Annotated in this window: 23 protein-coding genes; 14 read left to right on the top strand and 9 right to left on the bottom strand. The window is 73.8% G+C overall.

The features are described 5' to 3' along the window. Positions 1-54 precede the first annotated feature (54 nt). Both AB0J71_RS30910 and AB0J71_RS30915 read left to right on the top strand, forming a co-directional pair. The gene (locus tag AB0J71_RS30910) at positions 55-558 is read left to right on the top strand and encodes a MarR family transcriptional regulator (protein WP_352324748.1); all 504 of its coding nucleotides are present in this window, start codon (positions 55-57) and stop codon (positions 556-558) included. Positions 559-712: 154 nt separating this feature from the next. Then, positions 713-1,360 carry a DedA family protein gene (locus AB0J71_RS30915; RefSeq protein WP_352324749.1) on the top strand — a complete coding sequence of 216 codons (648 nt, stop codon included), beginning with the start codon at positions 713-715 and terminating at the stop codon, positions 1,358-1,360. Here the strand turns inward: AB0J71_RS30915 and AB0J71_RS30920 are convergent. The 4 genes from AB0J71_RS30920 to AB0J71_RS30935 form a co-directional block, all read right to left on the bottom strand. After that, on the bottom strand, positions 1,304-2,044 hold the full coding sequence (locus tag AB0J71_RS30920; protein WP_352324750.1) for a GntR family transcriptional regulator: 741 nt from the start codon (positions 2,042-2,044) through the stop codon (positions 1,304-1,306). The two genes, AB0J71_RS30915 and AB0J71_RS30920, sit on opposite strands and share 57 nt — an antisense overlap. Before the next feature lie 28 nt (positions 2,045-2,072). After that, positions 2,073-2,774 carry an HAD family hydrolase gene (locus AB0J71_RS30925; protein WP_364417276.1) on the bottom strand — a complete coding sequence of 234 codons (702 nt, stop codon included), beginning with the start codon at positions 2,772-2,774 and terminating at the stop codon, positions 2,073-2,075. Then, entirely contained in the window at positions 2,771-3,496 is a 726-nt protein-coding gene (locus tag AB0J71_RS30930) for a hypothetical protein (RefSeq protein WP_352324752.1), read from the bottom strand. The genes AB0J71_RS30925 and AB0J71_RS30930 overlap by 4 nt, the downstream gene beginning before the upstream one ends. 110 nt (positions 3,497-3,606) lie before the next feature. Continuing rightward, entirely contained in the window at positions 3,607-4,260 is a 654-nt protein-coding gene (locus AB0J71_RS30935) for a GntR family transcriptional regulator (RefSeq protein ID WP_352324753.1), read from the bottom strand. Positions 4,261-4,320: 60 nt separating this feature from the next. Between AB0J71_RS30935 and AB0J71_RS30940 the strand changes: the two genes are divergently transcribed. Next, positions 4,321-5,508: a CoA transferase gene (locus AB0J71_RS30940; RefSeq protein ID WP_352324754.1), complete on the top strand. Its 1,188-nt coding sequence runs from the start codon at positions 4,321-4,323 to the stop codon at positions 5,506-5,508. Continuing rightward, the gene (locus AB0J71_RS30945) at positions 5,505-6,347 is read left to right on the top strand and encodes an aldolase/citrate lyase family protein (RefSeq protein WP_352324755.1); all 843 of its coding nucleotides are present in this window, start codon (positions 5,505-5,507) and stop codon (positions 6,345-6,347) included. Before AB0J71_RS30940 ends, AB0J71_RS30945 begins: the two co-directional genes overlap by 4 nt. On the opposite strand, the gene AB0J71_RS30950 is transcribed toward AB0J71_RS30945, so the two are convergent. Then, positions 6,344-6,982, bottom strand: a complete 639-nt coding sequence (locus AB0J71_RS30950; RefSeq protein ID WP_352324756.1) for a TetR/AcrR family transcriptional regulator — start codon at positions 6,980-6,982, stop codon at positions 6,344-6,346. The two genes, AB0J71_RS30945 and AB0J71_RS30950, sit on opposite strands and share 4 nt — an antisense overlap. A gap of 130 nt (positions 6,983-7,112) precedes the next feature. On the opposite strand from AB0J71_RS30950, the gene AB0J71_RS30955 reads away from it, so the two are divergent. The 9 genes from AB0J71_RS30955 (at position 7,113) to AB0J71_RS30995 (ending at position 16,511) form a co-directional block, all read left to right on the top strand. After that, entirely contained in the window at positions 7,113-8,093 is a 981-nt protein-coding gene (locus tag AB0J71_RS30955; protein WP_364417278.1) for a sugar ABC transporter substrate-binding protein, read from the top strand. Between the two features lie 34 nt (positions 8,094-8,127). Next, on the top strand, positions 8,128-9,168 hold the full coding sequence (locus tag AB0J71_RS30960) for an ABC transporter permease (RefSeq protein WP_352324758.1): 1,041 nt from the start codon (positions 8,128-8,130) through the stop codon (positions 9,166-9,168). Continuing rightward, positions 9,165-9,920 carry an ATP-binding cassette domain-containing protein gene (locus AB0J71_RS30965; protein WP_352324759.1) on the top strand — a complete coding sequence of 252 codons (756 nt, stop codon included), beginning with the start codon at positions 9,165-9,167 and terminating at the stop codon, positions 9,918-9,920. The genes AB0J71_RS30960 and AB0J71_RS30965 overlap by 4 nt, the downstream gene beginning before the upstream one ends. A gap of 108 nt (positions 9,921-10,028) precedes the next feature. Further along, positions 10,029-10,988, top strand: a complete 960-nt coding sequence (locus AB0J71_RS30970) for an alpha/beta hydrolase (RefSeq protein ID WP_352324760.1) — start codon at positions 10,029-10,031, stop codon at positions 10,986-10,988. Positions 10,989-11,076: 88 nt separating this feature from the next. Continuing rightward, positions 11,077-11,493, top strand: coding sequence for a nuclear transport factor 2 family protein (locus AB0J71_RS30975; protein ID WP_352324761.1), 417 nt, complete (start codon positions 11,077-11,079; stop codon positions 11,491-11,493). 212 nt (positions 11,494-11,705) lie between these two features. After that, positions 11,706-13,025 (top strand): MFS transporter, encoded by a 1,320-nt coding sequence (locus AB0J71_RS30980; RefSeq protein ID WP_364392852.1) that lies wholly within the window; start codon positions 11,706-11,708, stop codon positions 13,023-13,025. Further along, the gene (locus tag AB0J71_RS30985) at positions 13,022-13,957 is read left to right on the top strand and encodes a hypothetical protein (protein ID WP_364392849.1); all 936 of its coding nucleotides are present in this window, start codon (positions 13,022-13,024) and stop codon (positions 13,955-13,957) included. The genes AB0J71_RS30980 and AB0J71_RS30985 overlap by 4 nt, the downstream gene beginning before the upstream one ends. After that, entirely contained in the window at positions 13,954-15,009 is a 1,056-nt protein-coding gene (locus AB0J71_RS30990; protein ID WP_352329779.1) for a DUF917 domain-containing protein, read from the top strand. The genes AB0J71_RS30985 and AB0J71_RS30990 overlap by 4 nt, the downstream gene beginning before the upstream one ends. Then, positions 15,006-16,511: a helix-turn-helix domain-containing protein gene (locus AB0J71_RS30995; RefSeq protein ID WP_364417280.1), complete on the top strand. Its 1,506-nt coding sequence runs from the start codon at positions 15,006-15,008 to the stop codon at positions 16,509-16,511. The genes AB0J71_RS30990 and AB0J71_RS30995 overlap by 4 nt, the downstream gene beginning before the upstream one ends. Before the next feature lie 21 nt (positions 16,512-16,532). Here the strand turns inward: AB0J71_RS30995 and AB0J71_RS31000 are convergent, their stop codons facing one another. The 3 genes from AB0J71_RS31000 to AB0J71_RS31010 all read right to left on the bottom strand — a co-directional run bounded on the left by AB0J71_RS31000 (position 16,533) and on the right by AB0J71_RS31010 (position 21,542). Further along, positions 16,533-17,753, bottom strand: a complete 1,221-nt coding sequence (locus tag AB0J71_RS31000; protein ID WP_364417282.1) for a right-handed parallel beta-helix repeat-containing protein — start codon at positions 17,751-17,753, stop codon at positions 16,533-16,535. A 124-nt stretch (positions 17,754-17,877) separates the two neighbouring features. Then, positions 17,878-19,518: a hydantoinase B/oxoprolinase family protein gene (locus AB0J71_RS31005; RefSeq protein ID WP_364417284.1), complete on the bottom strand. Its 1,641-nt coding sequence runs from the start codon at positions 19,516-19,518 to the stop codon at positions 17,878-17,880. Then, positions 19,515-21,542, bottom strand: a complete 2,028-nt coding sequence (locus AB0J71_RS31010) for a hydantoinase/oxoprolinase family protein (protein WP_364417286.1) — start codon at positions 21,540-21,542, stop codon at positions 19,515-19,517. Before AB0J71_RS31010 ends, AB0J71_RS31005 begins: the two co-directional genes overlap by 4 nt. A 135-nt stretch (positions 21,543-21,677) precedes the next feature. On the opposite strand from AB0J71_RS31010, the gene AB0J71_RS31015 reads away from it, so the two are divergent. After that, on the top strand, positions 21,678-22,298 hold the full coding sequence (locus tag AB0J71_RS31015) for a YigZ family protein (RefSeq protein ID WP_352329031.1): 621 nt from the start codon (positions 21,678-21,680) through the stop codon (positions 22,296-22,298). A 6-nt stretch (positions 22,299-22,304) separates the two neighbouring features. Here AB0J71_RS31015 and AB0J71_RS31020 read toward each other — a convergent pair whose 3' ends face one another. Next, positions 22,305-23,540: an isochorismate synthase gene (locus AB0J71_RS31020; RefSeq protein WP_352329030.1), complete on the bottom strand. Its 1,236-nt coding sequence runs from the start codon at positions 23,538-23,540 to the stop codon at positions 22,305-22,307. Positions 23,541-23,578 lie beyond the last annotated feature (38 nt).

Genomic DNA, 23,578 nt, shown 5'->3' on the forward strand with positions numbered 1-23,578 from the left:
CGGCGCGTACGATCGGAGCCACCGGAAGATCGGCACGATGAGAGGAACGAGCACGTGGAGGACGCCGTCGCGAAGGCGTTGCGGCAGTGGCGGCAGGTCCTTCCCGACGCCGACCTCGACCCGATCGCCGTCATCGGCAGGCTCAACCGCTGCGCCGCGCTCCTGCAGCAGGCCGCCGACGCCCCGCTCGGGCGTGCCGGGGTCAGCCGTCCCGAGTACGACCTGCTGTGCGCCCTGCTCAGGGTCGGCGGCGAGCTGACGCCGGGCAGGCTCGCCCGCGAGACGTTCGCCTCGGGAGCCGCGGTGACCAAGCGGGTCCGGCGGCTGGAGGAGATCGGCCTGGTCGCCCGGCGGGTGGACGAGCGGGACCGGCGCGTCGCCCACCTCTCGCTGACCGGCCGCGGCAGGGAGCTGATCCTGCGCCTGCTGCCCGAGCAGCTCGACTACGAGACCGAGCTGCTGGAAGGGCTTCCCCGCGACCGCGAACGCCAGCTCGCCGACCTGCTGGCCGAACTGCTGCTCGTCCTGGAGGGCCGCCTCGGCGGCCTGCTCGGCTGAGCCCCCGCCGCCTCCGCACGCCGGCCCCGGGAAGCGCGGCCCGGCAAAGCGGTCCGGGCGTGCGGTCCGGGCGTGCGGCTCGGGCTGCGGCGCGGGCGTGAGGTTCGGGTGGCGGAGGGATGGAGGAGGCGGGGAGCGGGGTTAGGGTGGCCGCGTGCATATCGACGAATGGCTGCAAGCGATCCCCGCCGCCTGGTTGTGCGCGATGGTCGCGCTCGTGATCGGCCTGGAAAGCCTCGGCATCCCGCTGCCCGGCGAGATCGTGCTGGTCAGCGCCGCCATTCTGTCCGCCAAGGGCGTGGTCAGCCCGGTCGCCGTCGGCGTCTGCGCGAGTGCGGGGGCGATCGTGGGCGACTCCGCCGGCTACGCCATCGGGCGCAAGGGCGGCCGCCGGCTGTTCGAACGGCTGGGCCGCCGCTTCCCCCGCCATTTCGGCCCCCGTCACGTCGCCAAGGCCGAGAACTACTTCCACCGGTACGGCGTCTGGGCCGTGTTCGTCGGCCGCTTCATCGCGCTGCTGCGCATCCTGGCCGGGCCGCTGGCGGGGGCGCTGCGCATGCCGTACTGGCGGTTCGCCGTGGCGAACGTGCTGGGCGGCATCGTGTGGGCGGGTGGCACCACCGCGGTGATCTACTACCTCGGCATGGTGGCCGAGAAGTGGCTGAAGGGCTTCTCGTGGGTCGGGCTCGGGGTGGCCGTGCTGTTCGGCATCGGCACCACGCTCTACCTCAAGCGCCGCGCGGCCTCAGCGCTCGATGAGGGTGACCTCGAGGGAGTAGTGAGAGGCCCGATAGACGTGTGAGCCGTGCTCGACGGCCCGGCCCTGGTCGTCGTACGTCGTCCTGATCATGGTGAGCAGCGGCGCGCCGCGGCGCTCGTCGAGCAGCTTGGCCTCGACCTGGCCGGCGGCGCGGGCCCCGATGCGCTGGTTGGCCACCCGCATGCGCACACCCGCGCCGCGCAGCAGCTCGTACAGGCCGCGGCCCTCCAGGTCGGCGGCCGAGAGCGGGGCCAGGCCCAGCGGCAGCCAGTTGTGCAGCACGGCGAGCGGCTCGCCGGCGGCGAAGCGCAGGCGTTCGAGGTAGAGGATCTCGGTGCCGGGCTGGACGCCGAGGATGGCCGCCTTGTCCTCCTCGACCGGGCGCGGCTCCAGCGCGAGCACCTGCGTGGCCGGCTCCTGGCCCGAGCGGCGCAGGTCGTCGTAGAGGCTGGTCAGCTCGACCGAGCGCTTGACCTGGCCGTGCACCACCTGGGTGCCGACGCCGCGCTTGCGCACCAGCAGGCCCTTGTCCACGAGGTATTGGATCGCCTGGCGGATCGTCGGCCTGGACAGGCCGAGTTTGTCGGCGAGCAGGATCTCGTTGTCCAGCCGGGAGCCGGGCGCCAGGTCGCCGCGCCGGATCGCCTCGGCGATCTGCTCGGCCACCTGGAAGTAGAGCGGCACGGGGCTGGATCGGTCCAGGTCGATGGCCAGGTTCGGGGTCATGCTGATCAGCCTAACCGAGGTCAGAATGTCAAGACAAATAGCGTGTGGCGAGCAGTGCGGGCAGCCCGGCGAGCGAGGTGAGGCGGGGGAACCCGGCCGGCGCCGCCTCGACTCCCAGCCGGTCGATCCACACCGAGGGCATGCCGGCCGCCGCCGGGCCGCGTACGTCGTTGTCGAGGTCGTCGCCCACCAGCAGCACCTGCCCGGGCGGCAGCCCGAGGGCCCGCGCGGCGGCGGCGTAGCAGGCGGCGGACGGCTTGAAGTGCCCGCCCAGGCACTCGCCGGTCAGCACCGGGCCCACGTCGAGGCCGAGCGCCCGGATCTTCGCCTCCTGCACGCCCTGCGACCCGTTGGTCAGCACGCCCAGCGGGTAGCCGCGCAGCTCGGCCAGCGCCGGGGCCACGTCGGGGTAGGCGGCCCAGCCGCGCCGGTAGTGGTCGGCGTAGCTCGCGAAGGCGGCCTCCAGGTCGGCGGGCGCCTCGACGGACAGCTCCCGGCACAGGGCGCGCACCCGGCGGCGGCGCTGCTCCTGCCAGGAGCACTCGCCGGCCTGCCAGGCGGCCAGGTGGGGGATCTCCAGCGCCGCCCACAGCGCGGCGACCTCGGGCAGGCGGGGATGGCCGGGGGCCAGCTCCGACGCCCACGTGGTGATCGCGGCGTCGGCCGCGCCGCGATGGTCGAGCAGAGTGCCGTCGAGGTCGAACAGGATGCCCTTGATTCCGCCGCTCACCCGGCGAGCATATCGGCGGCGACGCGGGCGGCCGTCTCGCGCGGCGGGTAGCCCAGGGTGAGGCCGCGCACCGAGCGCGGCGCGGCGGCGAAGCGCGCCTCGGCGTCCTCGCCCAGCACGTAGGCCAGGGCGGGGGACAGGCCGCGATGCGCTTCCAGCGCCGCCACCTCGGCCGCGGCCCGCGCGGGGGGCAGGGCCTCGTGGTAGTCGGCGATCAGGGAGTCGAGGTCGAAGAGCCGCTCGTAGGGCTCGGTGGTGCCGGCCACGACCCGGACGGCCGCGCCTTCGGCGCGCGCCCGGTAGACCAGGCCGGTGCCGCCGCTCCTGGCGAACCAGCGCAGCGCCTCCTCGGCGGGCAGGGTGAAGGTGCCGTACGGCTTGCGCCCGTACAGCAGGGCCTCGGCGATCCAGCGGTCGCACCAGTGCTCGTCGCGGTACGGCGTCGGCGACCCCGGGTCGCAGCTCAGGCCCTGGGCCAGCACCGGGTTCCAGGCCGAGACCAGCGGGCTGCTGAAACGCGGCATGCGCGGGCCCAGGCAGCGGCTCAGCGCGTAGCCGTACCAGACGGTGACGACCTCGGTGCGCCGCCTGGGACGCCTGCGTTCGTAGGCGCCGTTCATCACCTGGCCGTCGGGGTGGCGCCAGGGGCCGGGTTCGGTGGCCTGGTCTGTGGGGACCCGGGGGGTGCGGTAGTCGGGATTGAGCGTCCACACGTCCGCCACAGTGTCGGCTCCTTCGGCGTCGGGGTCGCGGCAAGACCATCAGAGTGACTCATCGTGCAACACCCGTCACGCTGAATCAATGAACCGGTGGTGAACGATGATGTTTGTCATCAGTGGTGCTTGCGGTACTCGCCCGCCTGCCGGATGTGGTCGATCATGACGCGTTCCGCGGCGTCGGCGTCGCCCGCCTCCAGGGCGGCCAGCAGCCGCTCGTGCGCCTGGAGCTGCCGCCCGACCTGCTCCGGGTCGAGCCACAGCGACGCCTCGGCGGGCACCGGGACGCCGTTGCGCACCGACCTGGCGTGGGCGCCGAGGAAGGCCGGGCCGCCGATGTCGACGATGCGCAGGTGGAAGCGGCTGCTCTGCTCGGCCAGCCGGTCGTGCCTGCCCTGCTCGGCGTCGGCGGCCATCTCGCGGTGCAGGTCGCGCAGCCCGGCCAGGTCGCCGGCGGTGATCCGGGCGGCGGCCAGCCGCGCGCCCAGGCCCTCGACGACCGCGCGCAGCCCGTAGTACTCGGCCAGGGCGTCGTCGCCGAGGTCGATGACGGTCGCGCCGTGGTGGGCCTCGTAGCTGATCAGCCGGTCCTTCTCCAGCCGCCGCAGCGCCTCGCGCACGGGGGTGACCGAGACGCCGAGCCGCCGGGCGACGGCCCCGGCGCGCAGGGCGGTGCCGCCCGGGATGCGGCCGCCGCGGATCTCGTCCAGCAGCACGCTGTAGACGTAGTCGGCCTTGCTCATGGGCGGCGTGGGCTCGCTGGCTGTCATGTCCCCAGTCTCTCGCACGGCCGGTCGCGGCTATTACTTATTTCTTATAACTTACAAACTATGACAAGTCTCGCCGACCTGCGGGTCATCGACGCGGCGACGCTGTTCGCCGGTCCCTCCGCCGCGATGATGCTCGGCGACTTCGGCGCCGACGTGATCAAGATCGAGCACCCGCGCCGCGGCGACCCCTCGCGCGGCCACGGCGCCTCGGTGGACGGCGTCGGCCTGTGGTGGAAGTCGTTGTCCCGCAACAAGCGCACCGCCGCCGTCGACCTGTCCCGCGCCGAGGGCCAGGAGATCCTGCGGCGCCTGGCCGAGCGCTCCGACGTGCTGATCGAGAACTTCCGTCCCGGCACCCTGGAACGCTGGAACCTCGCGCCCGAGGACCTGCTCAAGGCCAACCCGCGGCTGATCGTGGCCCGGATGACCGGGTTCGGGCAGATCGGTCCGATGGCCGGGCGGCCGGGGTTCGGCACGCTGGCCGAGGCCATGAGCGGGTTCGCAGCCATGACCGGCGAGCCGGACGGCCCCCCGACCCTGCCGCCGCTGGCCCTGGCCGACGGCATCGCCGGTCTGGCCATGTCGTACGCGATCATGGTGGCGCTGCACGCCCGCGCGGCGACCGGCCGCGGCCAGGTGATCGACCTGGCCATCATCGAGCCGATCCTGGGCCTGCTCGGGCCGCAGATGACCGCGTACAAGGCGCTCGGGGTGGTGCCGCGGCGCACCGGCAACCGGTCCAGCAGCAACGCCCCGCGCAACACCTACCGCACCCGCGACGGCCGCTGGGTGGCGATCTCCACCAGCGCCCAGCCGATCGCCGAGCGGGTCGTCACGCTGGTCGGGCGGCCCGACCTGGTCGAGCAGCCGTGGTTCGCCAGCGGTCACGGCCGCGTCCAGCACGTGGACGAGCTGGACGAGGCGGTCGCCACCTGGATCGCCGCCCGCGACGCCGACGAGGTGATCGCCCGCTTCGAGGAGGCCCAGGCCGCCGTCGCCCCCATCTACGACGTCACCGACCTGGCGACCGACCCGCAGTACGCCGCGCTCGGCACGTTCGTCGAGCTGCCGGACGAGGAGCTCGGCACGGTCACCCTGCAGAACGTGCTGTTCCGCCTGTCGGAGACGCCCGGCGAGATCCGCTGGCCGGGCCGCCCGCTCGGCCACGACACCGACGAGGTGCTCGGCGAGCTGGACTACCCGGCCGAGACCGTCGCGGCCCTGCGCGCGGCCGGGGTGATCGCGTGAACGCCCCCGTCACCTGGCTGTACGTGCCCGGCGACCGCCCTGAGCGCTTCGCCAAGGCCGCCGCCTCGGGCGCCGACGTCGTCATCGTCGACCTGGAGGACGCGGTCGCGCCCGCCGCCAAGGACGCCGCCCGCGCCCACGCCGTCGCCTACCTGCGCGGGCCCAGGCAGGCCGGGCCGGCGATCCACGTCCGGGTGAACGACGTGACGACCGCGCGCGGCCTGGCGGACCTGGCGGCCGTGGGCGAGCTGGCCGACGCCGTACGGCTGCCCAAGGTCGAGTCGGCCGCCGCGCTGGACGCCCTGCCCGGCACGGCCCCCCTGTACGCGCTGCTGGAGTCGGCGGCCGGGATCGTCGAGGCCCGCGCCGTGGCCGCGCACCCGCGGGTGGCGGGCGTGGCGCTGGGCGAGCAGGACCTGGCCGCCGAGCTGTCCCTCACCGACGAGACCGCCATGAACCAGCTCAGGCTGCAGGTCGTCCTGGCCGCCGCGGCGGCGGGCCTGCCGCCGGTGCCCATGTCGGTCTACCCCGACATCAAGGACGAGGACGGGCTCCTCGCCTCCTGCCGGGCCGGCCGCGCGCTCGGCCTGTTCGGCAGGACCGCCATCCACCCCGCACAGCTCCCGGCCATCCGGCGGGCCTTCCGCCCCACCGAGGAGGAGACGGCCAGGGCCGCCGAGATCGTCGAGGCGGCCGAGCGGGCGGGCACGGGCGCCGGCGCGGGGGCGGTCGCCCTGCCCGACGGCCGCTTCGTGGACGCCCCGGTCCTGGCCAGGGCCCGCCGCGTGCTGGACCTGGCCCGCCGGCTCGCCCCCGCCGACCGGCCCGGACCCGGTTAACGGGAGGGGTACCAGCGGACCTGCAGCTCCTCGTCCGCCGGGGCCGGGCCGGGCAGGTCGCGGTGGGCGGGCGGCACCCGCAGCGAGTCCATCATCAGCGTCAGGTAGCGGTGGCGGAGCTGGGAGGTGCGCTCCTCGTCGCCCAGCTTGATCGAGGCGATCTGCTCGAACAGCAGCGCGATGTCGGCCACCGTGACGTCGGCCCGCAGCACGCCCGCCTCGACCGCCCGGCGGTGCAGCCGGGTGGCCAGGTCTCCGGCGTGGACGGCGTCGTGGTAGAGCTCCTCCGTCGGCTGGAAGGTGCCGGCCAGCTTGATCGTCAGGGAGTTGGTGTCGGCGTCCACGATGCCGCGCAGGTAGGAGGCGAACGCCTCCCAGGGGTCGCCCTCGTCGTCCATCGCCCGCTGGGCCACGGCGGCGTAGAGCTTCAGCCCGTCGCCGCACAACTTCTGCAGCAACGCCTCCTTGCTGGGGTACCGGCGGTAGAGCGCGCTGATCCCGACGCCCGCCTTCTCGGCCACGGCCGCGATGGGCGCGCCCGGATCGGCGGTGAAGACCGCCCTGGCCGCCTGGAGGATCAACTCGTCGTTGCGGGCCGCCTGCGCCTTGCGGCCGCTCATGGGTGCGCTGGTCATGCCTCCAGCATACGGGAACGAAAGATTCCGTTCTACTTCCGAGAGTGATCGAGGCGCTGGTCCGTATGTCTATACAAAGAGATCACATTGCGGTAGAACCAGGCTAGCCCGTTGGTCTTGGAGGTATTCGATGAGACGTACCCCGATCGTGCTGGCGCTGGCCGGCGTACTCGCCCTGACCAGCTGTTCCTCCTCCGGCGAGCAGGGCGCGCAGAGCGCCGCCCCAGGCTCGGCCGCCGCCCCGGCGGGCGGCGGCGGCGGCTTCGCCGTCATCACCCACGGCGGCGCCGGGGACGCCTTCTGGGACGTCGTCAAGAACGGCGCCGAGGCCGCCGGCAAGCAGTACGGCGTCAAGGTCACCTACCAGGGCGACGGCGACCCCGCCAAGCAGTCGCAGCTCATCGACCAGGCCGTCGCGGAGAAGGTGGACGGCCTCGTCGTCTCCATGGCCAACCCCGACGCGCTCAAGGAGGCCGTCGGCAAGGCCGTCGCGGCGAAGATCCCGGTCGTCACCATCAACTCCGGGGCCGACTCCTCCAAGGCGTTCGGCGCCCTCACCCACGTCGGCCAGTCCGAGGACGTGGCCGGCCGCGGCGCGGGCGAGCAGCTCAAGGCCGCGGGCGTCACCAAGCTGCTGTGCGTCGTGCACGAGGCCGGCAACGTCGGCCTCGACCAGCGCTGCAAGGGCGCCGAGCAGACCCTGGGCGGCACGGTCGAGCGCCTGCAGGTGGACGTCGCCAACCTGGCCGACGTGACCTCCAAGGTCACCGCCAAGCTGCAGTCGGACAAGCAGGTCAACGGCGTGCTCGCGCTCAACCCGGCGGTCGCCGTCGCGGCCAGGGACGCGATCAAGGACTCGGGCTCGCAGGCGAGACTCGCCACCTTCGACCTGTCGGGCGACGTGGTCGCCGCGATCAAGGACGGCGAGATCCTGTTCGCCGTCGACCAGCAGCAGTACCTGCAGGGCTACCTGCCGATCACGTTCCTGAAGCTGTACAAGGACAACCTCAACACCGTCGGCGGCGGGCTGCCGGTCAACACCGGGCCCGGGTTCGTCACCAAGGACAACGCCGAGCAGGTGGCCAAGCTGGCCGAGGCGGGCACCCGATGAGCGGCCGCCGGCATGAAGGCGGGGAGGGGCGCCGATGACGGCCGCCCCCGCGCGGGCCGACGAGCGGGTCGCCCGGGTCGGCCTGGCCCGCCGCCTGATCGTCCGGCCGGAGCTCGGCGCCGTGGTGGGGCTGGTCGTGGTGTTCGCGTTCTTCGCCGCGCAGTCGGAGGTGTTCCGCTCGCCGGCCGGGATCGCCAACTGGCTCGACCCGGCCGCCACGCTCGGGATCATGGCGGTCGCGGTGGCGCTGCTCATGATCGGCGGCGAGTTCGACCTGTCGGCGGGCGTGCTGACCGGGACCAGCGGGCTGATCCTGGTCACGCTGGCCACCCGTTACGGGTTCGGGGTGTGGCCGGCGATGCTGGCCGGGCTGGTCGTGGCGCTCGCCGTGGGGTTCGCCAACGGCCTGGTGGTGACCCGGACGAAGCTGCCCAGCTTCATCGTCACGCTGGGCACGTTCCTCATGCTGCAGGGCGTCAACCTCGGCGTCACCAAGGCCATCACCGGGACCGTCCAGGTCGGCGGGCTGCGCCGGGCGGCCGGGTTCGACGGCGCCAGCGCGCTGCTCGCGGGCACGATCCAGATCGGCGGCACGTCGTTCCGGGTGGCGATCCTGTGGTGGATCGCGATCACCGCGCTGGCCACGTGGGTGCTCATGCGCTCCAGGCCGGGCAACTGGATCTTCGCCGTGGGCGGCGACGAGCAGGCCGCGCGGGCGGTCGGGGTGCCGGCGGCCCGGACGAAGATCGCGTTGTTCATGACCACGGCGGTGGCCGCCTGGCTGGTCGGCTCGATCCTGGCGCTGCGCTACACCTCCGTCCAGGCCAACATCGGCATCGGGCAGGAGTTCATCTACATCATCGCGGCCGTCATCGGCGGCTGCCTGCTGACCGGCGGGTACGGCTCCGCCGTCGGCGCCTCCATCGGCGCGGTGATCTTCGGCATGGCCGACAAGGGCATCGTGTTCCTGGGCTGGGACGCCGACTGGTTCAAGTTCTTCCTCGGGGCCATGCTGCTGCTCGCCACGCTGGCCAACCGGATGGTCCGGCGCTACGCCGAGGAGGTGCGGCATTGATTCTGCAGACCCGCGACATCGGCAAGACGTTCGGCTCGGTGCTGGCCCTGCGCGGGGTGTCGATGGGCGTGGAGGCGGGCTCGGTCACCTGCGTGCTCGGCGACAACGGCGCCGGGAAGTCCACCCTCATCAAGATCCTGGCCGGGGTGCACCAGCACGACACGGGGACCTACCTGGTGGACGGCGCCGAGGTGCGCTTCTCCAGCCCGCGCGAGGCGCTCGACCGCGGCATCGCCACCGTCTACCAGGACCTGGCGATGATCCCGCTCATGTCGGTCTGGCGGAACTTCTTCCTCGGCTCCGAACCCCGCAAGGGGATCGCCTTCGACGTGGCCGGGGCCCGGCGGACGGCGGCGGAGGAGCTGCGCGCCATGGGCATCGACATCCGGGACGTCGACCAGCCCGTCGGCACGCTGTCCGGCGGCGAGCGGCAGTCGGTCGCCATCGCCAGGGCCGTGCACTTCGGCGCGCGCGTCCTCATCCTGGACGAGCCCACCTCGGCGCTGGGCGTCAAGCAGGCGGGCGTGGTGCTGCGCTACATCGCCCGCGCCCGCGACCGGGGGCTCGGCGTGGTGTTCATCACCCACAACCCGCACCACGCCTACCCGGTCGGCGACCGGTTCCTGCTGCTCAACCGCGGGACCGGCATGGGGGAGTACGCCAAGTCCGACATCGGCAAGGACGAGCTGACCGCGCTGATGGCCGGCGGCGCGGAGCTGGCGGAGCTGGACCACGAGCTCCGGCGCGAATGAGCGCCGCTTGATGGGAATTTGACGCAACCGGGCGATCGGATCGAGGCAGGCCAAGGCAGGAACCGGGGTGGACCACACTGACGACCGGGGACGGCCACCGTGACGACGATGATCAGCAAGCAGATCGTGCTGGAGAAGGCGGCGCAGGAGTTCGCCGACGCCAACGCCAAGCGCCCCTTCATCTACGAGCTGCCGCCCGAGCAGGGCCGCGAGGTCCTGGAGAAGCTGCAGTCCGACCCGGGCGTGCCCAAGCCGGAGATCGACGAGGAGTGGATCCAGGTGCAGGGCGGCCCGACGGGCATCGTCCCGGTGCGCATCGTCAAGCCCAAGGGGGCCACGGGCACGCTGCCGGTCATCTTCTACATCCACGGCGCGGGCTGGGTGTTCGGCTCGGCGCACACGCACGACCGGCTCGTGCGCGAGCTGGCCGTGCGCACCGGCGCCGCCGTCGTCTTCCCCGAGTACGACCGCGCGCCCGAGGCGAAGTACCCCACGCAGATCGAGCAGAACTACGCCGCCGCCCAGTGGGTGGCCGAGCACGGCGCGGAGAAGGGCCTGGACCCCTCCCGCATGGCCGTGGCCGGGGACTCGGTGGGCGGCAACATGTCGATCGTGCTCACGCTCATGGCCAAGGAGCGCGGTGACGTGCGGCTGCTCGGCCAGGTGTTGTTCTACCCCGTCACGGACGCGAACTTCGACACCGAGTCCTACAAGCAGTTCGCCACGGGCTACTACCTCAACCGGGACGGTATGAAGTGGTTCTGGGACCAGTACACGACAGATCCGGCGCAGCGCGCGGAGAGCCACGCCTCGCCGCTGCGCGCGAGCGACCAGGAGCTGCGCGGCCTGCCGCCGGCCCTGGTGCTGAACGGCCAGGCCGACGTCCTGCGGGACGAGGGCGAGGCGTACGCGGCCCGGCTGCGGGAGGCGGGCAACGACGTCACGGCGGTCGAGCTGGCGGGGATGGTGCACGACTTCGCCATGGTGGACCTGCTGCGCGACACCAACGCCAACAAGGCCGCCATGAGCCTGGCGGTCGGCAAACTGCGCGAGTGGCTGAACCCCTGATCTACAACGTAAAGACGCCTGCGTTCCACGCTGCCCATACGGTGAGAAAGAACGATATTTCTCCACCAAGCCAAAGGAGTACGGAAGCGTGGCACGCGACGCTGTCTGGGCCGTTATTACCGGCATGTACGACGCCTACGCGCGAGGCGACAGGCAGGGCATCGACCGGCTCCTCCACCCGGAGGCCACGATCTGGGACTCCGCCGAGCCCGGCCTGATCACCAGCAGGCGGCAGCTCGACAGAGTGCGCGACGCGCGGCCGTCGGACGGCCCGGCGGAGACCTCCGTCCGGCCCATCGACGAGATCGTGGACGTGTGGGGCGACACCGCCCTGGCCAGGTACCTGCTGCAGGTGGATTTCGAGCAGGGCGACCCCGAACTCGTCCGGACGACGAGCGTGCTGCGGCTGGTGGACGGCGAGTGGAAGATCGTGCACGTGCACGAGAACACGCTCAGCTCGTGCACCAGGCCGCACACCGACGACGTGCGCGCGGACACGCCCTGACGACGTGACCGGACGCGGGCACGCCGCGCGACGGCACCGGCGGTGACAGCGGCAGTGCCCCGGCAGCGACAGCGGCATGATTCCGGCAAGCGACCCCGGCAGTGCGCCGCGCACAGCCGGGCCGGCCCCGGCCGGGCGTCGCGCACACCGAGGCGGAAGGGGGACGGCCCTATGGTGCGGCAATACTTCGCGCCCCCCTCCGAGGAGCTTGCATGACCGCCACCGACGCACCGACGCTCCCCATCGGGGCGGCGTTCGACCGGATGCCGTTCTCCCGCCGGCACGTGCTCATCGCGCTCGCCCTGTTCATCGCCTTCGTCATCGAGTCCTGGGAGCAGCTGGCCCTGGTCTACGTCTCCGGCGACCTCGGGCCGGCGTTCGGCATCGACGAGGCCGGGATCGGCGTCGTGCTGTCGGCGGTGGCCTTCGGCATGATCCCCGGCGTGCTGGTCTGGGGGCCGCTCGCCGACCGCGTCGGACGCCGGCCGACCGCGTTCTGGTCGCTGCTGGCCTACGGCGTGATCGCGCTCGCCTCGGCGTTCGCGCCGAACATGGAGACCCTGGTCGCGCTCCGCGTCTGCTCCGGGCTCGCGCTGGCCGGGGTCTACACGATCACCTTCCCGCTCTTCCTGGAACTGCTGCCGACCAGGCACCGGGGCCGGGCCGCGGTCTACCTGTCGATCGGCTGGCCCATCGGCATGCTGGCGGCCATCGCCGCCTCGGTGACGCTCGGCGGGCTCGGCTGGCACGTCGTGGTCATCGCCAGCGCGGCGGCCGGGCTGTGGGCGTTCGCGATCAGGGCGTGGGTGCCCGAGTCGCCGTACTGGCTGGCCGCTCGCGGGCGGCAGGAGGAGGCGCGGGCCGTGCTCCGTCTCCTGGGCAGCCCCGACGCCGAGGCCACGTTCACAGTCGCCGGGACTGTGGCGAGCGAGCGCGCGGGCAACCCCATGGACCTGTTCCGCGGCCGGCTGGCCCGGATCACCGTGCTCATGCTGCTGCTCAACTTCGTCTTCAACTGGGGCTACTGGGGGCTGCAGACCTGGCTGCCGACGCTGCTGCAGGCCAAGGGCCTGTCGCTGTCGGCCTCGCTCGGCTTCGCCGCGCTCAGCGCGCTGATGATGATCCCCGGGTACGTGAGCGCGTCCCTGCTGACCGGCCGGTTCGGCCGCAAGAAGGTCTTCCTGTTCTACGTGGTCGCCGCGGTGCTGGGCGGCCTGTGGTTCGCCACCGCGAGCAGCCTGACCGGCCTGTACCTGGGCAACTTCGTCCTGTCGTTCTTCAGCCTGGGCGCGTGGGGCGTCTGGAACACCTGGAACGGCGAGTTCTACCCGACCGCCCTGCGCGGCACCGGCTACTCCTGGGCCACGGCCTCCCAGCTCGTGGCCACCACGGTCGCGCCGTCGGCCGTGGGCGCGCTGCTGGCCCACGCCACCGGCTTCACCGCGACGATGCTGGTGATCAACGCGTTCATGGTGGCCACGGCGCTGCTGGCCATGCCGCTGCCCGAGACCGAAGGGCGCGAGCTGGAGTGATCCTCGGCGTCGCGCTGGACGGGCCGTCGCCGGCGGTGGTGGCCGTCGGCGACGGCGCGCCGCCGTCGCAGGCCGTACGCGCCTGCGTGGCGGTCGACCTCGACGGGATGCCGCGCGCGCCGGTGGCCGCGATCCGCGTCGGCGGACCGTGCCCGCCGGTGCTGCGGCCGGTGGCCGACCCGGGGGTGGCCACGATCGTGCGCGGCGGGCACAGCCTGACCGGCCGCCCGCTGGCTCCGCTGGACACCGGCGCGGTGCGCGCCTTCGCCGCCGGCTGCGGCCTGCTCGACTTCGCGGTGACGGCGACCGGCTCGCCGATGCTGGCCGACCACGAGCTGGCGGTGGCCGCGATCATCGCCGCCGAGGTGCCCGCGGCCAGGATCACGCTGTCGTACGAGTTCGGCCGCCCCGGCCTGCGGGAACGTGAGGCGCACGCGATCCGGAACGCGGCGCTCGGCCCCGAGGCGGGCCGGATCGCCGACCGGGTGGCGCGGGAGCTGCCCGGGGTGCCGGTGTTCTTCGCCCGCACCGGCAGCGGCCTGGTGTCGGCGCACTACTTCCGCAGGTACCCGCGGGCCTGCGACCGCGGCGGGACGACCAGCCTGCGCCGCGGCCGGGCCGCCCTGGCCACGGCGGACGTCCCGGCGCCGTTCCAGGTGATCGAGCCGGCGGGCGAGGACCTGCTGGCCGCGGCCTACGGGGCGGCGCTCGCCCGTCCCGAGGCCCAGGTGGAGCGCATCGTGCAGGCCCGCGGCCGGGCCGAGCTGGACCGGGCGCTGCAGGACGCCAGGGACGAGGCCCTGACCCGGGTGGTCAGCGCCGGCGCCGCGCCCGGCTTCGCCCGGATCGCCGAGACCACCGTCAACCCGCTGTCCTACCTGCCCGACGGCTTCTACCGGGTGCGCGTCACGGCCGAAGGCGCGACGCCGTGACCCGGCTCGTCGGCCCCGATGAGCTGCGCCGCTTCTCGGCGGGGTCACGGCTGTTCGCCACGGGCGCGGGCGAGTCGTCCTACGGTCTCACCCTCGCCTGGGCGGAGTCGGTGCTCGGCGACGGCGTCGAGCTGGCCGCCGCGCACGAGCTGGACCCGGGGACGTTGTGCATGGTGGTCAGCCTGGTCGGGTCCACGACCGCGCTGGGCGAGCAGCTGCCCGCGGGCGACGAGCCCGTACGGGCGGTGCGGGCGCTGGAGCGGCGGCTGGGGGAGCGGGCCGGCGCCGTGGCGGCGCTCAACCTGGCGGCCGAGAACGCGCTGATCCCGCTGGTCGCCGCGGCGGCCCTGGGCGTGCCGCTGGTCGACGGCGACGGGACGGGCCGGGTGTTCCCGCTGGTGGAGCAGACGACGTACACGCTGGGCGGGCTGAGCGCGTCCCCGATGGCGCTGGCCGGGGCGTCGGGGGAGCTGGTGCTGCTGGAGACCGCGGGCGGCCGGGTGGAGGAGCTGCTGCGTCCCGTCGTGCTGGCGGTGGGCGGGTGGGCGGTGGCCGCCTGCTACCCGATGGCGGCCCGGGACCTGGCACGGGTGCTGGTGCCGGGCACGGTCAGCCTGCTGCTGGCGGCCGGGGTGACCGGCGCACCGCGCTCGGCGGCGGCCCCGTACGGGGTGCGCACGCTGTGCGCGGGCCGCATCCTGGCCGTCGAGGGCAGCACGGGGCACGGCGCCGACGTGGCCATGCCCTCGCTGCCCTCCAGCATCGTGGTGCAGGAGACGGGCGGCCTGCGCAGGCTCGTCCGGCTGGAGGCGCACAACGAGATCGTGCTCGCCCTGGCCGACGGGGCGCCGGTGGCGATGGCGCCGGACCAGATCTGCATGATCTCGTCGGCCGACGGCCTGGTCGTGGACGTCGACAAGGCGGCGCCCGGCATGGAGGTGGAGATCATGGTGGTCAAGGCCGCGCCGGTCTGGCACACGGACGCGGGGCTCGCGCTGGGCGGGCTGCGGGCGTTCGGGATCCCGTTCGAGCAGCGGGCGGAGTCGCCGTGAGCGGCCTGCGCGAGCCCGGCTGGGAGGCGCCCGTCACGGTGGCGGAGCTGGTCAACGCGGGCCCGCTGGCCGGGGCCCGGATGTACGGCAGCGGCGACAACCCCGTGCACCAGGTCCGCATCGTGGACGACCTGTCGGTGTTCGGCGCGGTGACGCCGCACACGGCGGTCGTGCTGATCGGCGCGGCGGCCGGCGGCGGCTGGGCGGTCGAGATGGCCATGCGCCGGGCCTGGGAGCAGGCGGCGGCCTGCGTGATCGCGCCGTCGGGCGGCCTGAGCGCGGGGTCGGGCGAGGTGCTGGCCGAACGGCTCGGCGTCACCCTGATCTTCGTGGACGAGGACCCGCTGATCGTCGCCGTCCGGGTCGCCTCGGCGGCCTCCAGGCCGGAGGCGGCCCGCACCCAGCTCGTCGCCCGCTGCGCGACCCGGCTGGCCGACGCCGGCCCCTCGGCGCGGCGGGTGCTCGGGGTGCTCAACGCCGAGCTGCCCGGCACGTCGGTGGCCTTCCTCGACCGGTACGGCCTGCACGTCGCCGGCCGCCAGAGCGCCGCCCGCGCGCCGGGCGAGCACGAGCCGGCCCGGCCGCCGGGGTCCCGGTGGGCGGCCGAGGTCGAGGTGCCCGGACAGGAGGGCCCGGCGCTCGGGACGCTGGTGGCCGCCGGCACGTCCCGCTCGCCCGGCTGGCCCGCGGTGGTGCGGACCGTGCTGGGCCTGGCGGTGGCCCCGCTGGCGGCGTGGGCGGCCCAGGAGCGCCTGCGCGCCTCGCGCGACTTCGCGCTGCAGTCGGCGCTGGCCCGGCGGCTGCTCGCGGCCGGCCGGCCGGCCCACGAACCGGCCGGCGACGGCGGCATCTGGCTGGAGGGAGCCCCGGCGGAGGCGGTGGCGCTGGGGTGGGGGGTGCGCGGCACGCTGACCGCCTACCACGTCCGCCCGATGGGGGCGCTGGCCGACGACGGGCCGCTGGTGCAGGCGCTGGTCACCGCGGCGCTGGGCCAGGTGCCGGTGCTGCGGCGCGGCGAGGGCTGGGCCGGGTGGTCGCCGGAGCCGCCCGGCGACCTCGCCGAGCACCTGCGGCGCTGCGTGCACGGCATGCCCTGGCCGTGCACGGCCGGGGTGGGCGCGGCGGTGGAGGGGCTGGAGGCGGTGGAGGAGTCGCTGCTCGGCGCCGAGGCGGCGGCGTTCGTGGCCGGGGCGGGCACGGTGGCCCGCGCCGACCGGATGGGACCGGCCGAGCTGCTCGGCGCGCTCCCGGCGGGGGTGCTGCGCGCGCCGGCGACCGTCGTGCTCCAGCCGCTGCTGGCCGTCGACAAGGACGGCACGCTGCTGGTGACGCTGGCCGCCGTGCTGGACGAGGGCGGCGCGCTCAAGGCCGCCGAACGCCTGGGCGTGCACCGCAACACGGTCACCACCCGCCTGGACCGCATCAAGGCCGCCGGGTTCGACCTGGACGACGCCGCCACCCGCCTGGCGCTGCAGCTGGCCTGCCACGTGCTGCTGCGCTGAGCCGGGGGCGGCGTCGCCGGATCAGTAACCCCTGCTCAGGTGGACGCCCGCGCCGACCTTGCGCCGCTTCCCGACGCCGTCGAGGAGGTTGCCCGAGGAGGCCACCGACATCGACTCGCCCTCGCCCTTGGCCAGCAGGATGCCGGTCTCGCGCTTGGTGCCGTGGCCGACGACGGTGTTGCCGGTGATCGCGGCGTGGCCCGCGCCGTAGTTGACCGCGTCCAGCGCCAGGTAGACGAAGTCCACGCCGTCGGGGAGCGGGCCGGTCGCGGCGATCTTGCGCTCGGGCGGCGCCGCACCGCTCTGGCGGGCCTTGCGCAGCTCGGCCAGCGCGTTCGGGGGCGGCAGGAACTTGTGCACGCGGTTGCCGGTGATCGTGGTGGCGGCGTCGCCCTGCAGGTCGCAGCGGATGCCGTAGTACGTCTGGCCCGTCGTGCTCTCGGCGCCGAAGTCCTCGATGTAGTTGTCCTGGATCGAGGTGCCGAAGCAGCGGTGGGCGTCGATGGCGTTCTTCGGGGTCGCGTACAGGTGCAGGCCGCTCATCGTCCAGCCGGCCGCGTTGTCGCTCTGGATGGCGTGGGTGCCGCTGAAGCCGATCCAGGAGCGCTGCAGCGTCCAGTCGGTGACGGAGTTGCCGGGGTCGACGACGCGGATCCCGGCCTCGGCGGCGCCCTCGATGTAGACGTCGCTGATGACGCTGTTGACCATCGTGTTGCGCAGCGTCGTGCCGTTCCTGGACGGGTTGCTGATGCGGATGCCGTCGGACGGCGTGCCGTAGATGTCCACGTCGTAGACCCGGGTGTTCCACGAGCGCAGCAGCAGGCCGACCGTGCCGGTGTTGTGGTCGCGGTTGCCGTCGATGGTCAGCCGCTCGACGCGCACGCTCTCGCCGCTGAACTCGGTGTCCTCCAGCCAGCCCTTGGAGGCCAGCACCGCGGGCAGGTTGGCGCCGTCGGCCTGCTTGAGCACCGTGCCGGCCTTGGCGTCGCCCCGGTAGGTGCGCCGGTCGGCCAGGCTGATCGTGGTGTTGATCAGGCACGGCCCCTTGATGACGATCTCGTCGCCGTCCTTGGAGGAGTCGATGGCGGCCTGGATCGCCGCGGCGTCGCTGGGGGCGTCGGAGCAGGCGGCCTCCACCCGGGCGGCCGAGGCGGGCGCGGCCGGCGTCAGCACGGCGACCGCGGCCAGGCCCGCGGCGAGCGCGGCCGAGCCCGCGAGAAGGCGCGTTCGTAACGCAGTCATGAGAGTCCCCTCGTGAAGATGGTCATGACGGGGACACAGCCTCCCCAGGCTTCGCGTGCCCCCGCGTTGTCGATCATCTTCACAGACCGGAGAACAATCCGTGCGATTTTCGGTCGGATGCGGATCAGTTCGTGATCATGCCCTCGGCCAGGTCGGCCGCGCGCGCCTGCGGGGAGCGGCGGTCGGCCGGGCCGTAGCCGCCGCCTCCGCCGGACTCGCAGCGCAGCACGTCACCGGCCGACACCGGCAGGGCGTTGACCTTGAGCATCCGGCGCTCGCCCGCCGTGCCCGGGTTGAGCGTCACCCGCGGGGGAGTGCCCGCCGCGCCGCCGGCCAGCCCCCACGCCGGCGTGACCGAGCGCTCGAACCACAACGACAACGAGGTGTCGCCGCAGAACTCGTACTCCCGCACCACGCCGTTGCCGCCGCGCCACTGACCGGCGCCGCCGGTGTCCGGGCGCACCTCGTACCGGCGCACCCGGACCGGGAACAGCGTCTCCAGCACCTCGATCGGCATGTCCCGCAGCGAGCCGTTGACGTTGTTGATCAGGCACGACTCGCCGTCGCCGCCCTCCCACGCCCCCCAGCCGCCGACGGTGGCCTCCTGGGAGACGTACAACTTCCCGGTACGCGGGTCGGTCCCGGTGAACTGCACGATCATCGAGTCCCCGTACGAGGCCGCCGCCGCCTTGCCCGGCAGCGCCGGGGCCAGCGCCTTGACCACCAGGTCGATGAGCAGCCCGAGGTGGGAGTAGTAGTACTGGCAGGCGGCCGGCGACCGCGCGGCCAGCATCGAGCCCGGCCGGGTCTCGACGCTCAGCGGGCGGAAGGAGCCGCCGTTGAGCGGCACGTCCCCCGACACCAGCAGCTTGTACCCCACCCGCACTGCCGCCACGGCCTGCGCCGCGCCGCAGTTGACCGGCCCGCGGGCCTGGTCGGCGCAGTCGGTCAGGTCCACGTGCATCGACTCGCCCGACACCGTGACGCGCACGTTCACCGGCAGCGGCGTGGCCAGGTCGACGCCGTCGTTGTCGAGGAAGCCGGACGCCTCGTACACGCCGTCGGGGATCGCGGCGATGGCCTGGCGTTCCATGCGCTCGGTCTGGGCGAAGATCTCGTCCCGGGCGGCCATGACCGTCTCCAGGCCCCAGCGCGAGACGATCTCCTGCAGCCGCCGCTGCCCGGTCATCGCGCAGCTCACCTGGGCCCGCATGTCGCCGAGGGTGGCGTGCGGGAAGCGCACGTTGCGGGCGATCACCTCGTGCAGGTCGCGGCACGGCCGCCCGCCCGCGTACACCTTCACCGGGCCCAGCCGCAGGCCCTCCTGGAAGATCGAGGTGGAGTCCATCGAGCCGCCCGGGTCCTTGGAGCCGACGTCCAGCCAGTGGGCGCGGGAGGCGGCGAACCCGGCCAGCTCGCCGCCGGCGAAGATCGGGCCGTAGACGGTGACGTCGTTGAGGTGGGTGCCGCCGACGTAGGAGTCGTTCAGCACCCACACGTCGCCCTCCTGCCACACCTCGCGGCCGTACATGCGCTCGGTCTCGCGGGTGCACACCTCCAGGTTGCCCAGGAAGATCGGCAGGCCGGACGACTGCCCCAGCACGTTGTGGTCGCGGTCGAGCAGCGCCACCGCGCAGTCCTTGGCCTCGTAGATCACCGGCGTGTACGAGCTGCGGATCAGCGTGGTGTTCATGTCCTCGGCCGCCTGCAGCAGAGCACACCGGATGATCTCGGTGGTGACCGCGTCGATCATCGGGTCGATCATTGGACGTCCACCTTCACGATGAGGAAACCGTTGTCGTCGACGGCCGCCAGGCAGCCCGGCGGGATGACCGTGGTCGCGGTCTCCTCGACCACGATCGCGGGCCCGGCGAACGAGCCGGACAGGCCCGCCCGCCGCAACACGGGCGTGCGGTGCACCACCCCGTCGAAGATCACGTCCCGGACGTTCCCGGACGTCTCCTCGCGCGGCTCGGCGGCCCCGGCGGCGGCGCGCGGGAAGGAGCCGAACCCGGTGCTGCGCAGCATGACGAACTCGACCGGCGCCTCGGGGGTGGCGTGGCCGTACCGGCTGGTGTGGGCCTCGGCGTAGCGGGCCGCGACCGCGGCGAGGAAGCCCGGCTCGCCCGGCTCGGCGGCGTCGCGCAGCGGGACGGTGAGCGTGTAGTCCTGGCCCTCGTAGCGCATGTCCACGGCGTGCTCGACCCGGCGCCGCTCCTCCGGGACGCCCTGCCCGGCCAGCGCCTCCAGCGCCTCCCGCTCCAGTCTCGCCAGGTTCGCGGCCAGGTCGTCGCCGTCGAGCGTGTCCTGCGGCCGGAAGTACGGGTGCGTCAGGTCCCGCCGCACGTCCGCCTCCAGCATCCCCCAGGCCGAGAACGCCCCCGGGAAGCGCGGCACGACCACCTCGGAGATGCCCAGCTCGCGGGCGATGAAGACGGCGTGCATCGCGCCCGCGCCGCCGAAGGCGACCAGCGCGAACTCCCGCGGCTCCACCCCGTGCTCGACCGTCAGCGTGCGGATCGCCTGGGCCATCTTGGCGTTGGCCACGTCGCACACGCCCTCGGCCAGCCGCAGCGGGTCCAGGTCCAGCTCCCGCGCCAGCGTGACCACGGCCGCGCCCGCCGCCTCCTCGTCCAGCGTCATCAGCCCGCCCGCGAACCAGGCCGGGTCCACCCGGCCGAGCACCACGTTCGCGTCGGTCACGGTGGGCCGGGTGCCGCCCCGGCCGTAGCAGGCCGGGCCCGGCACGGCCCCGGCCGACTCCGGGCCGACGCGCAGCGCGCCCGCCTCGGCGTAGGCGATCGAGCCGCCGCCCGCGCCGATGGTGTGCAGGTTCACGATGGGCATGAGCACCGGGTAGCCCTCGATGCGGGCCTCGGCGCTGACGTCGGGCCGTCCGTTCACCACGAGCGAGACGTCGAAGGAGGTGCCGCCCATGTCCACGCAGATCGCGTTCTCCCGGCCCAGCATGCGGGCCGCGGCGACGCCGCCCATCGTGCCGCCGACCGGCCCCGACAGCAGGGTCTGCAACGGCCGCCGCATCGCGTACGAGGCGTTGACCAGCCCGCCCGACGACTGCATCACGTGCACCGGCACCGACAGGCCGCGCTCGGCGAAGCGCCGCTCGATCCTGGCCAGGTACCTGCGCACGACCGGCCCGGTGTAGGCCTCCAGCACGGCCGAGGAGGTGCGCTCGTACTCGCGCCACTCCCGCGCGACCTCGTGCGAGAGCACGACGAGCACGTCCTCGCCCAGCTCGGCCCGCAGGATCTCGCCCGCGCGCAGCTCGTGCGCGGGGTCGGCGAAGGAGAACAGCAGGCACACGGCGACGGCGTCGAAGCCCTCCTCGCGGGCGCGCCGCGCGGCCCGCCGCACCGCCTCCTCGTCGAGGGGCTCCAGCTCGCGGCCCCGGTGGTCGAGACGGCCGCCGGCCTCCATGACGTCCTGACGCGGCACGAGCGGCGACGGCTTGCGGTAGCGCAGGTCGAACATGCGGTCGCGGTTGCCGCGGGCGATCCGGTAGACGTCCCCGGCGCCCCGGCTCGCCAGCAGCAGCACCCGCGCGCCCTTGCGCTCCAGCAGGGCGTTCAGTCCCTGCGTGGTGCCGTGCACGAAGAAGGAGATGTCCGCGGGGTCGTCCACGACCCGGCCGAGCGCGGCGAACACGCCCTCGGCCAGGTCCCCCGGCGTGGTGGGCGCCTTCGAGGCGGTGACGGCCCCCGTGCGCTCGTCGTAGCAGACGACGTCGGTGAAGGTGCCGCCGATGTCCATGGCGACGCGATAGGTCATGCGCCGCACCGTACGCGCGGGACGGCGCCGCGATCATGGGCGTCCTGCACAGGGAAGGGCCGCCTCCCGTGCATCGCGCTCAACCCGGTGCACCCGCTCAGAAATCTACAACGTAAAGGCGGTAGCCTGGCGGGCGTGTCCCAGTCGTACCTCACCCTCGCGACCGGCGTCGAGCACGAGACCGAGGTGCGCCGCTCCCGGTTCGTCTGCGCGCTGGCCCCCGCCCGTACCGTCGAGGAGGCCGCCGCCTTCATCGCCGCCCGCCGCCGCGAGCACGCCGGCGCCACCCACAACTGCACCGCGTACGTGATCGGCGGGCGGCTGCAGAAGGGCGACGACGACGGCGAGCCCGGCGGCACGGCGGGCACGCCGATGGTCCAGGCGTTGGTCGGCCGGGGGTTCAACGACGTGGTCGCGGTGGTCACGCGCTATTTCGGCGGCGTCCTGCTGGGCGCGGGCGGGCTGGTGCGCGCCTACGGGGGAGCGGTGACCGAGACGCTCGACCTGGTGCAGCCGGTGCGGATGGTCCCGGCCAGGCTGGTGAGCGTCTCGGTGGCCCACGACCAGGCCGGCCGGGTGGAGAACGACCTGCGCGCCTCCCGCTACGCGCTGCGCGAGGTGACCTACGCGGCCGGGGTGACGTTCTCGGTGGCGGTGGGGGAGGACGAGGTGGCGGCGTTCGGCGAGTGGGTGGCCGCGCTGACGGCCGGCCGGGCCCGCGTCGAGGTGGGCGAGGGCGTGCACGTGCCCGGCTGAGGCCGCTCAGCCCTCCAGGGCGTACTGCATGACGCGGAACTTGGCCTGGGCCTCGGCCAGCTCGGCGGCCGGGTCGGAGTTGCCCATGATGCCGCCGCCGGCGAACAGCCGGGCGCGGTTGCCCTCGATCAGCCCCGAGCGCAGGGCGATGCCCCATTCGCCGTCGCCGTGGGCGTCGATCCAGCCGACGGGGCCCGCGTAGCCGGCGCGGTCCATGCCCTCCAGCTCGCGAATGACCTTGATGGCGGTGTCGGTCGGGGTGCCGCCGACGGCGGCGGTGGGGTGCATGGCGGCCACCACGTCGAGCACGGACGCGCCGTCGGCCAGCCGCCCGGTGACGTGGCTGGCCAGGTGCTGGACGTTGGGGAGCACGAGGAGTTCGGGCTCGTCGGGGGTGTGCAGGGAGGAGCAGAGGGGGGCGAGGGTCTGGCGCACGGAGGCGATGGCGCACTCGTGCTCGTGGCGGTCCTTCTGGGAGGCGAACAGCGCGGCGCCGCGGGCGACGTCGTCGGCCGGGCCGGTGCCGCGGGCGGTGGTGCCGGCCAGGACGAGGGACTCGATCTCCTGGCCGGTGCGGCGGATGAGCAGTTCGGGGGTGGCGCCGACGAGGCCGGCGACGGAGAAGGTGTAGCACTCGGGGTAGCGCCGGGCCAGCCGGGTCAGCAGCAGGCGCACGTCGATGGGGTGCTCGGCGGTGGCGAGCAGGTCGCGGGCGAGCACGACCTTCTCCAGCTCGCCGTCGCGGATGCGGCGGGCGGCTCGGGCGACGACGTGCTCCCATTGGGGGGCGGTGAGGCTGCCGTCGCCGTAGCTGATGCGGCCGGGCTCGCGGATGGGGCTGAAGGTCTCCAGCGGGGCCTCGCCGACGGTGGTGAGCCAGGCGCGGCCGCCGCGGCGGGCGAGCACGGCGCGGGGGACGACGAGCACGGACCCGGGGGCGTCCTCGTCGAAGGTGAAGCTGCCGAAGGCGACGGGGCCGGAGCCGGAGCCGGGGGCGCGCCCGGCGTCGTCGGCGGGTGCGTCGCCGAGGACGGTGCGCAGCCACTCGCGGGCCCAGGCGAAGCGGCCGGGGCCCGGCGGCACGGCGACGCGGGCGGCCTGGCCCCATCCCACCAGGCCCTCGCCGTTCCTGATCCAGGCGTAGGGCGCCGTCTTCGGGAGGGATGCCAGCAGGTCACCGGGGTCGCCGACAGGGGTGGTGCGAACCGGTAGCGGGCGGGTTGTTCCGAGCGCGACACTCACTCAAGACACTCTATGCGGGAACTGAACACGTTCGACTC

Source organism: Nonomuraea sp. NPDC049637 (assembly GCF_040675235.1).
Taxonomy (GTDB): domain Bacteria; phylum Actinomycetota; class Actinomycetes; order Streptosporangiales; family Streptosporangiaceae; genus Nonomuraea.

Excerpts from the sequence above, each read along its gene's own strand:
- AB0J71_RS30920 (WP_352324750.1), bottom strand. The coding sequence starts at position 2,044 with ATGACCCCGAACCTGGCCATCGACCTGGACCGATCCAGCCCCGTGCCG.
- AB0J71_RS30935 (WP_352324753.1), bottom strand. The coding sequence starts at position 4,260 with ATGACAGCCAGCGAGCCCACGCCGCCCATGAGCAAGGCCGACTACGTC.
- AB0J71_RS30940 (WP_352324754.1), top strand. The coding sequence starts at position 4,321 with ATGACAAGTCTCGCCGACCTGCGGGTCATCGACGCGGCGACGCTGTTC.
- AB0J71_RS30950 (WP_352324756.1), bottom strand. The coding sequence starts at position 6,982 with ATGACCAGCGCACCCATGAGCGGCCGCAAGGCGCAGGCGGCCCGCAAC.
- AB0J71_RS30955 (WP_364417278.1), top strand. The coding sequence starts at position 7,113 with ATGAGACGTACCCCGATCGTGCTGGCGCTGGCCGGCGTACTCGCCCTG.
- AB0J71_RS30960 (WP_352324758.1), top strand. The coding sequence starts at position 8,128 with ATGACGGCCGCCCCCGCGCGGGCCGACGAGCGGGTCGCCCGGGTCGGC.
- AB0J71_RS30970 (WP_352324760.1), top strand. The coding sequence starts at position 10,029 with ATGATCAGCAAGCAGATCGTGCTGGAGAAGGCGGCGCAGGAGTTCGCC.
- AB0J71_RS30980 (WP_364392852.1), top strand. The coding sequence starts at position 11,706 with ATGACCGCCACCGACGCACCGACGCTCCCCATCGGGGCGGCGTTCGAC.
- AB0J71_RS31000 (WP_364417282.1), bottom strand. The coding sequence starts at position 17,753 with ATGACTGCGTTACGAACGCGCCTTCTCGCGGGCTCGGCCGCGCTCGCC.
- AB0J71_RS31005 (WP_364417284.1), bottom strand. The coding sequence starts at position 19,518 with ATGATCGACCCGATGATCGACGCGGTCACCACCGAGATCATCCGGTGT.
- AB0J71_RS31010 (WP_364417286.1), bottom strand. The coding sequence starts at position 21,542 with ATGACCTATCGCGTCGCCATGGACATCGGCGGCACCTTCACCGACGTC.